Annotated in this window: 13 protein-coding genes and 4 tRNA genes; 9 read left to right on the forward strand and 8 right to left on the reverse strand. The window is 64.6% G+C overall.

The window, feature by feature from the left end:
- Positions 1 to 29: 29 nt before the first annotated feature.
- Entirely contained in the window at positions 30 to 704 is a 675-nt protein-coding gene (locus DSM43276_RS03370) for a GAP family protein (protein ID WP_078331540.1), read from the forward strand.
- A gap of 9 nt (positions 705 to 713) precedes the next feature.
- Here the strand turns inward: DSM43276_RS03370 and DSM43276_RS03375 are convergent, their stop codons facing one another.
- Together DSM43276_RS03375 and DSM43276_RS03380 are read right to left on the reverse strand one after the other, a co-directional pair.
- Complete coding sequence (locus tag DSM43276_RS03375; RefSeq protein WP_078331532.1) at positions 714 to 1,571, reverse strand: SDR family NAD(P)-dependent oxidoreductase; 858 nt, start codon at positions 1,569 to 1,571, stop codon at positions 714 to 716.
- A gap of 39 nt (positions 1,572 to 1,610) precedes the next feature.
- Positions 1,611 to 2,108, reverse strand: a complete 498-nt coding sequence (locus DSM43276_RS03380; RefSeq protein ID WP_078331531.1) for an anthrone oxygenase family protein — start codon at positions 2,106 to 2,108, stop codon at positions 1,611 to 1,613.
- Between the two features lie 102 nt (positions 2,109 to 2,210).
- On the opposite strand from DSM43276_RS03380, the gene DSM43276_RS03385 reads away from it, so the two are divergent.
- Positions 2,211 to 2,675, forward strand: a complete 465-nt coding sequence (locus DSM43276_RS03385; protein ID WP_078316510.1) for a DUF2269 family protein — start codon at positions 2,211 to 2,213, stop codon at positions 2,673 to 2,675.
- Positions 2,676 to 2,725: 50 nt separating this feature from the next.
- On the forward strand, positions 2,726 to 3,628 hold the full coding sequence (locus DSM43276_RS03390) for a DMT family transporter (RefSeq protein ID WP_078331530.1): 903 nt from the start codon (positions 2,726 to 2,728) through the stop codon (positions 3,626 to 3,628).
- Between the two features lie 7 nt (positions 3,629 to 3,635).
- Here DSM43276_RS03390 and DSM43276_RS03395 read toward each other — a convergent pair whose 3' ends face one another.
- Positions 3,636 to 4,598: an AraC family transcriptional regulator gene (locus DSM43276_RS03395; protein WP_078331529.1), complete on the reverse strand. Its 963-nt coding sequence runs from the start codon at positions 4,596 to 4,598 to the stop codon at positions 3,636 to 3,638.
- A 111-nt stretch (positions 4,599 to 4,709) separates the two neighbouring features.
- Here DSM43276_RS03395 and DSM43276_RS03400 point away from each other — a divergent pair, with 111 nt between their 5' ends.
- The gene (locus tag DSM43276_RS03400) at positions 4,710 to 5,405 is read left to right on the forward strand and encodes an alpha/beta hydrolase (protein WP_078331528.1); all 696 of its coding nucleotides are present in this window, start codon (positions 4,710 to 4,712) and stop codon (positions 5,403 to 5,405) included.
- 56 nt (positions 5,406 to 5,461) lie between these two features.
- Here the strand turns inward: DSM43276_RS03400 and DSM43276_RS03405 are convergent, their stop codons facing one another.
- Both DSM43276_RS03405 and DSM43276_RS03410 read right to left on the reverse strand, forming a co-directional pair.
- Entirely contained in the window at positions 5,462 to 6,748 is a 1,287-nt protein-coding gene (locus tag DSM43276_RS03405) for an MFS transporter (protein WP_078331527.1), read from the reverse strand.
- A 69-nt stretch (positions 6,749 to 6,817) separates the two neighbouring features.
- Positions 6,818 to 6,893, reverse strand: a tRNA-Lys gene (locus DSM43276_RS03410).
- A 140-nt stretch (positions 6,894 to 7,033) separates the two neighbouring features.
- On the opposite strand from DSM43276_RS03410, the gene DSM43276_RS03415 reads away from it, so the two are divergent.
- From DSM43276_RS03415 to DSM43276_RS03425, 3 genes are all read left to right on the forward strand, one after another.
- Positions 7,034 to 7,106: transfer RNA gene (locus tag DSM43276_RS03415), tRNA-Glu, on the forward strand.
- A 29-nt stretch (positions 7,107 to 7,135) separates the two neighbouring features.
- Positions 7,136 to 7,212: transfer RNA gene (locus DSM43276_RS03420), tRNA-Asp, on the forward strand.
- 34 nt (positions 7,213 to 7,246) lie between these two features.
- Positions 7,247 to 7,323, forward strand: a tRNA-Phe gene (locus DSM43276_RS03425).
- A gap of 122 nt (positions 7,324 to 7,445) precedes the next feature.
- Here the strand turns inward: DSM43276_RS03425 and DSM43276_RS03430 are convergent.
- The 3 genes from DSM43276_RS03430 to DSM43276_RS03440 all read right to left on the reverse strand — a co-directional run bounded on the left by DSM43276_RS03430 (position 7,446) and on the right by DSM43276_RS03440 (position 10,766).
- Positions 7,446 to 7,859: a DUF2628 domain-containing protein gene (locus DSM43276_RS03430; protein WP_078331526.1), complete on the reverse strand. Its 414-nt coding sequence runs from the start codon at positions 7,857 to 7,859 to the stop codon at positions 7,446 to 7,448.
- Between the two features lie 340 nt (positions 7,860 to 8,199).
- Positions 8,200 to 9,660 (reverse strand): PPE family protein, encoded by a 1,461-nt coding sequence (locus tag DSM43276_RS03435; RefSeq protein WP_169053030.1) that lies wholly within the window; start codon positions 9,658 to 9,660, stop codon positions 8,200 to 8,202.
- Positions 9,661 to 9,875: 215 nt separating this feature from the next.
- Positions 9,876 to 10,766, reverse strand: coding sequence for an alpha/beta hydrolase (locus DSM43276_RS03440; RefSeq protein ID WP_078331524.1), 891 nt, complete (start codon positions 10,764 to 10,766; stop codon positions 9,876 to 9,878).
- Between the two features lie 107 nt (positions 10,767 to 10,873).
- On the opposite strand from DSM43276_RS03440, the gene DSM43276_RS03445 reads away from it, so the two are divergent.
- Both DSM43276_RS03445 and DSM43276_RS03450 read left to right on the forward strand, forming a co-directional pair.
- The gene (locus DSM43276_RS03445) at positions 10,874 to 11,617 is read left to right on the forward strand and encodes a 3-oxoacyl-ACP reductase family protein (protein ID WP_078331523.1); all 744 of its coding nucleotides are present in this window, start codon (positions 10,874 to 10,876) and stop codon (positions 11,615 to 11,617) included.
- Positions 11,618 to 11,645: 28 nt separating this feature from the next.
- On the forward strand, positions 11,646 to 12,083 hold the full coding sequence (locus tag DSM43276_RS03450) for an SRPBCC family protein (protein ID WP_078331522.1): 438 nt from the start codon (positions 11,646 to 11,648) through the stop codon (positions 12,081 to 12,083).
- Positions 12,084 to 12,111: the final 28 nt, after the last annotated feature.

A 12,111-nucleotide genomic window follows, 5' to 3' on the forward strand; every position in this document is an offset into this window, starting at 1 on the left:
ATCGTGTTCATGGTGCGAAGATGCTGCTCATGGCAGGAAGTTGGGGCTCTGTCCTCACTGGGCTAGTTCCGCTCGGACTGGTTATCGCGCTGTCGCCGATCACGGTCATTCCGGCGGTGTTGGTCTTGCATGCGCCGAGGCCACGGCCGAGCGGTCTCGCCTTCCTTGCCGGGTGGCTGTTGGGCCTGGCCGCTCTCACGGCGCTGTGCGTCGCGGCCACCGGCCTACTTGGCGGGCTACACCGGTCGGCGCCGAACTGGGCCTCGTGGGTGCGCGTGGTTCTTGGCTCGGCGCTCATCCTTTTTGGCATCTACCGGTGGCTGACCCGGCATCGTCACTCCGAGTCGCCGGGCTGGATGCGATCGTTCTCCACGATCAGCCCGGCGCGGGCGGCGATAACGGGGACGGCTCTGGTGGTGGTACGGCCCGATGTCCTGTTCATTTGCGTTCCGGCCGGATTGGCGATCGGCGCCAGTGGGCTGGATATCGCAGATCGCTGGACGGCCGCGGCGTTCTTCGTCGCCGTCGCCGCATCGACAGTCGCTGTCCCGATACTGGCCTATGCGGCAGCGGGGCACCGACTCGACGACACCATGCGCCGGCTCAAGGACTGGATGGAGAAAAACAACGCGGCCTTGATGGCGGTAATCCTGATAGTGATCGGTGTGATGGTGCTGTACAACGGAATTCACGCCTTGAAGTGAGGACGTCCGCTAGCTGCGCACCGGAAGCGGCTCGACGCCGACCAGCTCGCAGCTCTTGGTATACAGGTCATCTTGCGCCGTTACGTTTTTCGTGTAGCGCCGTACCGGGCTCGGCTTTTGTGCGGTGAGGTACTCCCCATTGTGCCCGCGGTGCTCCTCCGTCACCGCCATGTCGGTGATCAGCTGACTGGGCCGCTCCGGTGTGATCAGCACCAGCATCACCAGCGGCCGGATGGGCTGCGGTATCTCACGCCAGATCTCGGATCTGACGTTGCCGGGATGTAGCGCGTTTGAGGTGACCCCTTCGGGGAGGCGGCGGGCAAGTGCATTGCTGAACATCAGATTGCCCATCTTCGACTGCGCATAGGCCGAGAAGGTGAAGTAGAAACGCCTTCCACGCCAGGTCTTTTCGTTGATCCTGCCTACGCTGTGGGCGACGGAGGCCAGATGTATGACGCGGGCATCGCCGGTTCGGGCGGCCTGCAGCTGCGGAAGCAGCAGGTGTGTCAGCAGGAAGGGGCCCAGATAGTTGGCACCCCACTGCAGTTCGAATCCGTCTTCGGTTGTGGACTGGCGCATCGGTGAGGCGCCGGCATTGTTGATCAACACGTCGACCTGGGGATGCTGTGCGGCCAGCTCACCGGCGAAACGGTGGATGTGCTCGAATGAGGACAGATCCAGCGACATCACGTCGACCTGCGCGCCGGGCGTTGCGGCCAGGATTTCGTCGCGCGCTGCCTGGGCCTTCTCCTGATTGCGGCAGGCCATCACGATGGTGTGCCCATCGGCGGCCAGCCGGTGTGCCGTGGCCAGGCCGATTCCGGCGTTCGCGCCGGTGATGACCACTGTCCTCGGGGTGCTGGACATGCAGATCTCCTCGTTGAGATGTTCGGAACAGGGGAAGCTTCACACGGTGGCGGTCGGGTGTCGACCGGAGGACTGCCAGACAAGACGCAGGGCTCTCATGGCGAACAGTAGCGCGATGGCGGTGAGCACCACACGGATGAGGTTGAGCATGTTCCACCGCAGCGCGAGCTCATGTAACTCACTAGGGGTTTCGCCCAGAGAGCCGAAGAAGAGCGTCATATTGAGTGTGACGATCATGTAGATGGAGAGAGCCACAGCCGCGATCTCGGCGAGGCAGGCCAGGAACAGCGAGAGTTTCTCGGGAGCTCGGCGCGGAGTGCGCACGAGCCAGACGATCAGGGTGATCGCGGCGATCTGGGTGAGCGGGATGTAGTAGTACACGGGATTGATCACCTCGGTGAACTGCTGGAAGGCCTTCAGCTGCTCCTTGGTGTCACCGGCGATGTTCGGTCCTATCACGATGGCCTCGTAGAGGTTTCCGAAGAACCACATCGCGATCCCGAACACGGTGAAATACATCAGTATTCGACGGCCCATCGGCACATACTCCCAAGATTCGGGGGCGATACGGCCGAAAGTCGTCGAAATATGGCCAGCGGCGGCCTTTCGGCACCGCGGCGGGACCGATACCGTCTGCGCGTGACCAAGGTATTGCTCTCGATCCACGTGCTGGCCGTGATTCTCGCGGTCGGCCCAATTGCCGTGGCAGCAAGCATGTTTCCGGCTTTCGCACGTCGGGCGGCGGCCTCGCCCGACGGCGCTGGCGAGTTGGGAAGCCTGCGCACCCTGCATCGGGTCTGCCGGGTATACGCGGCGGTGGGGATCGCGATTCCGATGTTCGGTCTGCCGCTGGCCGACCTGATGGGTGTCCTGGGCACCCCGTGGCTGATCGCGTCGCTGGTGCTCACGGGGGCGGCAGCGGCGGTGCTGGTGTTTGTGGTGTTGCCGCGACAGCAGCGGGTGTTGGCCCAGTTGGGCGAAGGCGAGTCGCTCGATGGGCGGGTGTTCGCGCGGTTGGCGATGTTCACCGGGATCTTCAACCTGCTGTGGGCGGTGGTCACCGTGCTGATGATCGTGCGCCCGGGGTCCAGCACCGGCGTGTGACGTCCGAAATCCGCTAGCGCTTGTGGTCGGTTGTGCTGTGGAATCACTCAGTGGACACCGCGACCGTCGCTCCGGCCCGTAATCGCTGGCTTCCTCTTCAGTTCGCCGCTCTTGCCCTGGTGTGGGGTGCGAGTTTCCTCTTCATCAAGATCGGTCTGCAGGGGTTGTCGGCGCTGCAGGTGGCGGCCGCACGCCTGGATCTCGGTGCTCTCACGCTCGTTTCCCTGATTCTGCTGCTGCGAGTTCCGCTGCCGCGCCAGGCCACGGTGTGGGGACATATCGCCGTTGTCTCGCTGACGCTCTGCGTCATCCCGTTCGTGCTGTACCCGTGGGCCGAGCAGACCATCGACTCCGGGTTGGCGAGCATCTACAACGCGGCCACGCCCTTGATGACCACCCTGGTGACACTCATCGCGCTGCGGGCCGAGCGCCCCGGCCGGATGCAGCAGCTCGGATTGGCGCTCGGGTTCGTGGGTGTGTGCGTGGTGTTAGCTCCGTGGCAGCTGATTGGTCACGGCGGCCCGGTGCTCGCGCAATTCGCTTGTCTCGGGGCAACGCTGAGCTACGGAATCGGTTTCGTCTACATGCGCAAGTACGTCACGCCGCTGGGTCTGCCCGCGCTGACGGTCGCCGGTATTCAGGTGGGTGTGGGCGCGGTGCTGATGACCGTCGTGGTGGCGCTGGCCGACCGCCACCGCGTGGACGCGACTCCCGCCGTGGTGCTGAGCATGCTGGCCCTCGGGGTACTGGGGACCGGATTGGCCTACGTCTGGAACACCCGCATCATCAATGGGTGGGGTGCCACCGCGGCGTCGTCGGTTACCTACCTGACCCCGGTGATCGGGGTGCTGCTCGGCGCGTTGCTCTTGGGCGAGCGCATCGGCTGGCACGAACCGCTGGGCGGGGCGATCGTGATCGCCGGAATCGTGCTGAGCCGCAGGGGTAGTCGCTGACCTGAGGTCATTGAGGCCGGTGTCGCATGCGCCAACGTAGGGGCGGCTCGCCGAATCGGCGCTGGAACGCCCGGCTGAAGGCGGCATCCGAGGTGTAACCGACGGCTCTGCCGACCTTGCTCACCGCGTCGGTATTGAAGCGCAGAAGATGCGCCGCCCGATCGAGCCGTCGCTCGGTGATGTAACCGGCGGGCGGCTGTCCCAGCAGTGCGGTGAACCGTTGCGTGAACGCCGAACGTGACTGCTGCGCGTGCTTGGCGAGCTCTGCGATGGACCAGGGGTGCTCCAGATTGTTGTGTATCGCGGTGAGCACGGGGGCCAGGCGTGGGTCCATGGCCGCGGTGAGCCAGCCGGGCTCGGCGCGATCGGATGTCGACCACTCCCGCAGCGCATGGATGAACAGCAGGTCCAGGATCCGCGACAGCATCACCCAGGAGCCAGGGCTAGGCGTGACGACCTCGGCCAGGACGAGCTGAAGAGACAGCGATAGCCATTCATGGCCGGGCTGATCGGTCCGAACGACGATGGCAGGCGGCAGGACCGACAGCAGCGGGTCGGCGGCTGTCTTCTCCGCGGTGAATCGCCCACTGACCCAACGGGTTGCGGTCGGGGTGTCCCGCACGCTCACGTGCCGATCCGCCGCAGACAGGCTTCGCACGCAGCTTGGCTCGCCGTTGGCAAGGCGGTGCGCGGTACCGCGCGCCAGGAGCACCATGTCTCCGGCACCGAGGGTGTACTCAAGATCTCCGTCGATATGCACCCGGAGCCCGGGGGTCTCGGCGATGTGCAGTACGCGATCGCTGGAGGGGAAGGTGATATCGAACGGCGGCTCGGAGGAGCAACGCATCACGGTTTCGCCCCTCAACCCGATGGCGGAGAGGACGCCGGAGAAGGCGTCGATATCTGGAGAGTCTGAGAACCAGCTGAGCGATTCTGGCCGATCGGCAAAAAATTCAGGATGATCGGTCATACCACTTGCTCCATAGTCCAAATATGTTGGAGGAGCCCCGGTAAGTCAACAGTGCCGCCGACGGCGGACACGACGGGGTTGAGCTCGTCCAACATCTACTGAGAGGCAGATATGTCCAGCAAACCGGCCATCGTCCTGGTCCACGGATTCTGGGGTGGCGCCGCGCATTGGGGGAACGTGATCGTCGAGCTTCACAAGCGCGGCTACGAGGAGCTTTACGCGGTGGAGAACCCGTTGACGTCACTGGCCGATGATGCTGCCCGCACGCGGCAGATGGTCCAGCAGATCGACGGCCCGGTGCTTCTTGTCGGGCACTCGTACGGCGGTGCGGTGATCACTGAGGCCGGCGATCTTCCGAACGTGGTCGGCTTGGTCTACGTCGCGGCGTTCGCCCCCGATGCCGGCGAGAGCCCAGGGCAGCTGACCGAACAGCTGCCGCCCGCTGCGGCGGCCAATTTGGCCCCCGATAGCGATGGTTATCTGTGGATCAAGCAGGACAAGTTCCGTGAGAGCTTCGCCCAGGACCTGTCCGAGGACGCGGCGCTCGTCATGGCCGTCACGCAGAAGGCGCCGCTGGCATCGACATTCGGGGACGCCATCACCGCGCCCGCGTGGAAGGTCAAGCCCTCCTGGTATCAGGTATCCACGCAAGACCGGATGATCAACCCGGAGAACGAACGCAAGATGGCGCAGCGGATCAACCCCCGTAAGACCATCGAACTGGACGCCAGCCACGCCTCGCTGGCGTCGCAGCCCGTTGCCATCGCTGATCTCATCTCCGAGGCCGCTGAGGAACTCGCCGGCTGAGAGATAGCGCGAGTGGGGGCATCGGCCAGTGCTGTCGATGCCCCCATCGGCGTGAGTTAGGGCGCCAGGTCTTCGGTAAAGGCCTCGTCGGCAAGGTCTTCGAGCTCCTTGCCTTTGGTTTCGGGTCCCAGCAGGTATCCGATAATCGTCAGGACCCACAGGCCGCTGAGCGCCAGATAGGGCGTTTGGATTCCGTACTGCGTTATGGCCCAGCCCACCAGGGTTGGTGCGGCAATGGAGACGACGCGGCCACCGCCGACCGCGATACCGAATCCGGTGCCGCGCAACACGGTGGGGAAGAGTTCTGCGACATAGGTATCGCCGACGCCCCACAGCCAGCCGAGCGTGGCGATGGAGATGGCGCCGAACACCAAATACTGCGAGAGCGAGTCTGAGGTGGCTCCCAATGCGGTGGAAGTGATTTCGATGACCGCGGCGAGGATGGCCGAGGGGCGTCGCCCTATCCAGTCGGCGAGCGCGGTGCCGATGAACACGAACACGGCCTGCAGCAGAAAGAAGATCAGGGCATAGCGGATCGCTTCTACCGAGGTGGCGTGGAATTTCTTGACGATGTACGTGGTCAAGAACAGTGTCATGCCCCAGTACCCGACCGCGTTGGCGGTGTAGACGAGCCAGCCGACCATGAGGCGCCGTCGCACGCCGGGCAGATGCCACAGCTTGGGTTTGGTGGCGCCACGTTCGACCTTGGCCTGGGTCTCCGTGTAGCGGTGTGATTCCTTGATGCCTTGCCGGGCAAGGAAAAGCACGATCGCCGGGACGATCGCGACGATGAAGGCCGCCTGCCAACCGAAACGGGGAACCAGCACCAGGGCAACACCGGCGGCCAGGACGTAGCCCAGCGAGAAGAGTGAAAAGATCACGCCACCAACGCCTATGGCTCGGGTCTTGGCCGGCCACACCTCGGCAGTGTAAGGGGCACCGACCGCGAGCTCACCGGCTCCGCCGACACCCGTCAGAAACCGCAACCCGGTGAATGCCGCGACGTTCGTGGTGAGACCTGCCAGGGAGGTCGTGATGCCGTACAGCAGGATCGAGGCCCCGAGTGTCGTTTTGCGTCCCCATCGGTCGGCCGCGAGGCCGAAGCCAATGGTGCCGATCGTGTAGCCGAGCAGAAAGATCGAGCCGATGTATCCGGCTTGAGCCTCGGTGATGTGCAGGGTCTTCTTGATCTCGGGCAGCACCAGACCGTAGATGTTCACCGCATACGAGTCGAAGCCGTACCCGAGCCCCGCCGTCACGGCGACGAAGAACGCCTGCCGGAACGTCACGGGCTGGGACTGAGGCGCTGCTGTCTCGGTGGTGCTCTGGGCCGTCGACGTCATTTTCCGAACGGTAGGCAGCGGGGGAGGGCCTGATAAGGCTCCTGCTCCCGCTGATCGCAACCGGCGCGCTGGTGCCCCCCGTAGGGCTCGAACCTACGACCTGCGGATTAAAAGTCCGTAGCTCTACCAACTGAGCTAGAGGGGCGTGCCGAGACAGAATACTGGTCGGAGCGGCGAGTCAGCACCGAGGTAATCCGGTTTGGGTTCTGGGGAGGTTGTGCCCTAAGCTAGGCGAGCTCCCAACGTGACCACGTTGACGAGTACCCCGGAGTGATTCGGACATGGGCCCCCATCGTCTAGTGGCCTAGGACGCCGCCCTTTCACGGCGGTAGCACGGGTTCGAATCCCGTTGGGGGTACGCAACCAGTCATACTGGGAGCAGAGTAAGGCCCTGTGGCGCAGTTGGTTAGCGCGCCGCCCTGTCACGGCGGAGGTCGCGGGTTCGAGTCCCGTCAGGGTCGCCAGTACGGCGAGGCAGTTTCTGTGGATCTGCCGTCCGGCCAGGTAGCTCAGTTGGTACGAGCGTCCGCCTGAAAAGCGGAAGGTCGCCGGTTCGATCCCGGCCCTGGCCACCATGAGAGCCCGCTGGTGACAGCGGGCTTTTTCCGTATTTGGGCGCACGCACGTCCATCTCGGGGGGCGTACACGGTCTATTCCTGCCGTGGGCAGACGTACTTGCCTACTTGCGGCGCTGCGCCTAGGCTTCGCACATCTCACGGTTGAACCGCCAGCCGATGCCATCGAGCGGATTCCACGACCGGCTGCCCACGGCCCGATGGCGGTAGTAGGCCGGGCCCGCCAAAATCATGTACACCGCGCCATTGGTCCCGAATCCTCCGAATCCCAGCCTCGGGAAGGCCAGGTACACCACCACACCAAGGAGTAGGCCTAACAGCATGATGGTTATGGCTTTCCGCCACATGCCTTTCACGATGAAGTAGATGGGCCCGAAAAACAGGGCAGGCAGATTGATGGCCGACCGCATCCTGACCGTGAAGGGTCTGGCTTTCGCGGCGGCGACCGTTTCCGGCGTGAATCTCGTCCCGTAACGGTCGTAGAAATCGAACTTCAGCCGCCAGTACGCCGACAGGTCGCTGCGGTCATCGATCATTGCCACGGCCAGCAACCTAGCAAATTCAGGCACAGTGCTGCGCTCTGTGCCCGAGTCAGGTGCGCCGGCACGCGTCGATTAGCCATCGGTCAGGTTGGACGTCTGTCTTCCTCGACTCGGCGAGCGTATCGAGCTCGCGGTGTGGGGCTCCAGGCCAGTAACTGTCGTGGAGTTCGATGGCGCGATGAAGCGGTTCTCGGAACCGGTGCTCGCGGTAATCGCTGCGCTTGGGGTTGTAGCCGGGGCCGCTGAGCGTGTGTGGGCTGTCTCGTGGCGGCTGCGACATCGAGACTGTTCCGCCACGGATCGTTCTCAATGACCGCGGTCGCGCCGATGGTATTCAGCGCGGATCACTGCCAGCCGGATCCCAGGTGTTCGGAATCATCGGCGCACGGGCACCCTCGCCGCAATCATCACTGCGGCCGAATGTCGCCAATCCAGCCGCTGCCGTGTCCTTTCTGGACGCGGTACCGGTGAACCCCATGGGCCCGGCTCCGCGGTGTGAAGCCGTCGCGGAAGGCTCGTCCCTGTCAAAGGTCACGGTGGCGTCCATGTCCATGTATTCGACGGCGCGCCGTTCCTGCTTGCTCCGATCGCGGCGTCGGCGCGCCTGTCGTGCTGCCGCAGTCGCGGCAGTCGCCGCCCGTTCTGATGCTGAGTTCCTGGCTACTGCATTGGCTCTCGTGTGAGCCTGGCTCGCCAATGCCAATCCGGCACCGATGCGGGGGCCGCCGCCCACGGCATACGGGAAGGAAAAGCCGGGATCGCCGACGGGTGGGGGAGGAGGCGACGGCGCGGGCGCCGTACTTGTGACCGTGGAGGTAGGGGCGCTGGCGGGGGCTGGAGTCGACGGCGATGGGCTGCTTGTCGGGGCCGTCCCTGCCGCCGCTGCTGTCGGAGGTTCCTGAATGGGATTCGGTTCCGCGGCAAGAGCATCAGGCGATGGTTGAATCCCGGCCAGTCCGGCGAGTCCGGCCACCGAGGCAAGGCTGGCAATAGCCAGGGCCAGCGCGGGCTGGATCAGAGCCGGGGCGAATTGTCCGATGGTGGAAGCCAATTGGGCGGCATGAAAAGCAACGTCCGCCAGCACCAACGGCAGGTTGGTCAACAGCGCGGCCGGATCTGTCAGCAGGTTGTTCCACAGCAGCTCAATATGTTCAACCATCTCGCCGGCCACATGTACCCACCACTCCGGGTCGGTGGGATCCAGGTCCCCGTGGCCATGGCCATCGTCGTGCTCATGATCGTGGTCGTGATCGTGGCCATGCAGGATCGGCGGTGGTGGCGTGGAGGGCGGTGCGGATGCCAGGGCGGCATCGGAGGCAGTTTGGTACGTCGCCATCGTGGTGGCGGCCTGGACCCACATGCGGACGTAGTCGGCCTCGGTGGCCACGATGGGAATGGTGTTGATACCAAAGAAGTTTGTGGCCATCAACGCCGCGTGCGTGGCGTGGTTGGCGGCCAACTCGGCAAGGGTGGGCATGATCGCGAGTGCGGAGCTATAGGCGCCCGCCGCAGCCCCGTGCTGAGCGGCCCGCCCATTGCTTTCGATGGCGCCTTGGGTCAGCCACTCCAGGTATGGAACGTGCGCGGCCACGTACGTGTTCGCGCTGGGGCCCTGCCACGCTGCCGCATGGGCAGTGGCCAGAATCGCGCGGAGCTCGTCGGCGGTCTCGGTGTAATGCGCACCCAGCGAAGACCATTGGGCAGCGGCGGCGAGCAGAGGGCCGGGGCCCGGGCCTCCGCTGAGCAGGGCCGAATGGACCTCCGGCGGAGACGCCATCCACACAGGCATAGCCATTTCCGCACCCTCCGCAGCACTAATGACAACGATAACGATATTCATTTACATTAGCGCGTGAGGTTCTAGGCCGTGCCGGTACCCCGTAGGCGTTCGCTGCATTCAGCCGCAGATTCGAGAAATCCTGTGCCGTAGATATCGGAGAGCCGTGTCGGCCAGCTGTATTCAGAAGGTCAGTAGATCGTTCTCGCCGCTGAGAGCTCGGGAAGCGCCGCTCAGATGAGCGCCTGCTGCAGGCTTCGGCAGGCCTTGGCCAGGAAGTCCTTCGATACCTGCGCCCACGGCGCGAATCTGTCGAAACCGTGGAAGGCGCCCTCGACCACTTCCAACTCGCACGGCACCCCGGCCGCTCGCAGGCGTTCGGCGTACGTGAGGTCCTCGTCGTGGAACAGATCGGCGGTCCCAATGCCCAGCCATGCCGGCGCCAACCCCGCCAGATCGGGGCGGCGGCCCGGCACCGCGACATCGGGGTCTGCGTCGCCGAGATACGAATCCCAGCCAAACCGGTTGCTTTTGTTGCTCCACATCCGCAGCGTGGTTTCGTCGACATCGGTGCGCGCGGCGGTGCGATCATCGAGCATCGGGTAGACCAGCAGCTGCATGGCGGGGGCCACCTCGCCGCGATCGCGTGCCAGCAGGGCCAGCGCCGCGGTCAGTCCGCCCCCGGCACTGGCACCGCCGATGGCGATGCGGGTCGGGTCGATCCAGCCCTGCACGGATAACCAGCGCAGCGCGGCATAACAGTCCTCGATGGGGGTGGGGTAGGGATGTTCGGGCGCGAGGCGATAGTCGACGGACACGACGGGAAGCCCCGTCTCCCGCATCACCTTGCGGCAGAAGAGATCGTCCTGGCGGGCGGTGCCCATCACATAGCCGCCGCCGTGAATCCACAACAGCGCCGGGGACGGTTCGTTGAGGTTCTTGGGAACGTGTGCGCGCACGGTCACGTCGTCGTTGACTGCCATGGTCCGTATCCCGAACCTCGGGAGCAGCCCCGAGGCGCGGATAACCGCGCGCAGCGTCGACAGCGTTCGCGGAAGGCCGACCTGCCGTGGAAAAACCTTGGCGGCCAAGCGGAGACTTGGATGAATGTCAGGGGACGACACACAGCGAGTATGCCGGGGGTATGGGCATACCGTGCACGAATCGGACAGGTGGGAATGTTTCGGACCCCGGTCCCCTTGTCTTCTGAGTACCGACCGAAGGGATTGACATGACTCAGCCACTCACGGGCCGCCGCGCGTTCGTCACCGGTGGATCGCGCGGAATCGGCGCGGGCATCGTGCGCAGGCTTGCCGCCGACGGCGCACGTGTTGTCTTCACGTTTTCAAGCTCAGCGAAACAGGCCGCCGATGTGGTGGCTGATGTGAAGGCGGCAGGTGGGTGGTCGCTGGCCATCAAGGCCGATGTCGCCGACCCCGATCAGCTGGCGGCCGCCGTCAACGAGGCGGCCGAACACCTTGGGGGACTGGATATCCTGGTCAACAACGCCGGGATTGCCACGTTTGGTGACGTTGACACGGCCACCTTGGAGGACTTCGACAAGATTGTCGCGGTGAATGTGCGGGCCGTCTTCGCCGCCATCAAAGCCGCCTCCCCGCATCTGCAGGATGGCGGCAGGATCATCACCATTGGCAGCATCAACGGTGACCGCTCGCCGACGGCCAATGCGTCGCTGTACTCGATGTCGAAGGCCGCTGTCGCCGGCCTTACCCGAGGACTGGCGCGCGAGCTCGGGCCGCGCGGCATCACCATCAACAACGTTCAGCCGGGTCCGGTGGCCACCGATATGAACCCCGAGGACGGCGCGCTGGCCGAGATTCTGCGTCCCAACATCGCGGTCGGCCGCTATGGCCACCCGCGCGACGTCGCGAGCCTGGTGAGCTACCTGGCGTCCGAGGAGGCGTGGTACATCACGGGAACAGCCATCAACATCGATGGGGGATTCACCGTCTAGGGCTAGGCGGGTCGCTAGGGTCAGATCCATGGCCACTAGCGACACCCGGGAAATCGTCATCGAAGCGACCCCCGAACAGATCATGGACGTCATCGCCGATTTCGGGGCACTGCCGAAATGGTCTTCGGCGCACCAGAGTTCAACGGTGTTGACGACGGGTGAGGACGGGCGTCCGCATGAGGTGAAGATGAAGGTGAAGACGGCGGGTATCACCGACGAACAAACCGTCGCCTACAGCTGGGGGCCCGACACCGTCAGTTGGACGCTGGTGAAGGCCAGTCAGCAGCGCAGTCAGGACGGCAAGTACACATTCACGCCCACGGGCGACAAGACGCACGTCAAGTTCGAGCTGACGGTCGACCCGCTGATCCCACTGCCCGGATTTGTGCTGAAGCGGGCCCTTAAGGGCGCCATGGAAACCGCCACCGACGGGCTGCGCAAGCAGGTTCTCGCCACCTACCGGTAGGACCTTCCCTCCACCGGGCCGTCCTAGT

Source organism: Mycobacteroides salmoniphilum (assembly GCF_004924335.1).
Lineage (GTDB): Bacteria > Actinomycetota > Actinomycetes > Mycobacteriales > Mycobacteriaceae > Mycobacterium > Mycobacterium salmoniphilum.

Bases quoted from the DNA above. Each gene is read 5' to 3' on its own strand.
- DSM43276_RS03370 (WP_078331540.1), top strand. From the start codon at position 30: ATGGCAGGAAGTTGGGGCTCTGTCCTCACTGGGCTAGTTCCGCTCGGA.
- DSM43276_RS03375 (WP_078331532.1), bottom strand. From the start codon at position 1,571: ATGTCCAGCACCCCGAGGACAGTGGTCATCACCGGCGCGAACGCCGGA.
- DSM43276_RS03380 (WP_078331531.1), bottom strand. From the start codon at position 2,108: ATGGGCCGTCGAATACTGATGTATTTCACCGTGTTCGGGATCGCGATG.
- DSM43276_RS03395 (WP_078331529.1), bottom strand. From the start codon at position 4,598: ATGACCGATCATCCTGAATTTTTTGCCGATCGGCCAGAATCGCTCAGC.
- DSM43276_RS03400 (WP_078331528.1), top strand. From the start codon at position 4,710: ATGTCCAGCAAACCGGCCATCGTCCTGGTCCACGGATTCTGGGGTGGC.
- DSM43276_RS03405 (WP_078331527.1), bottom strand. From the start codon at position 6,748: ATGACGTCGACGGCCCAGAGCACCACCGAGACAGCAGCGCCTCAGTCC.
- DSM43276_RS03430 (WP_078331526.1), bottom strand. From the start codon at position 7,859: ATGATCGATGACCGCAGCGACCTGTCGGCGTACTGGCGGCTGAAGTTC.
- DSM43276_RS03435 (WP_169053030.1), bottom strand. From the start codon at position 9,660: ATGGCTATGCCTGTGTGGATGGCGTCTCCGCCGGAGGTCCATTCGGCC.
- DSM43276_RS03445 (WP_078331523.1), top strand. From the start codon at position 10,874: ATGACTCAGCCACTCACGGGCCGCCGCGCGTTCGTCACCGGTGGATCG.
- DSM43276_RS03450 (WP_078331522.1), top strand. From the start codon at position 11,646: ATGGCCACTAGCGACACCCGGGAAATCGTCATCGAAGCGACCCCCGAA.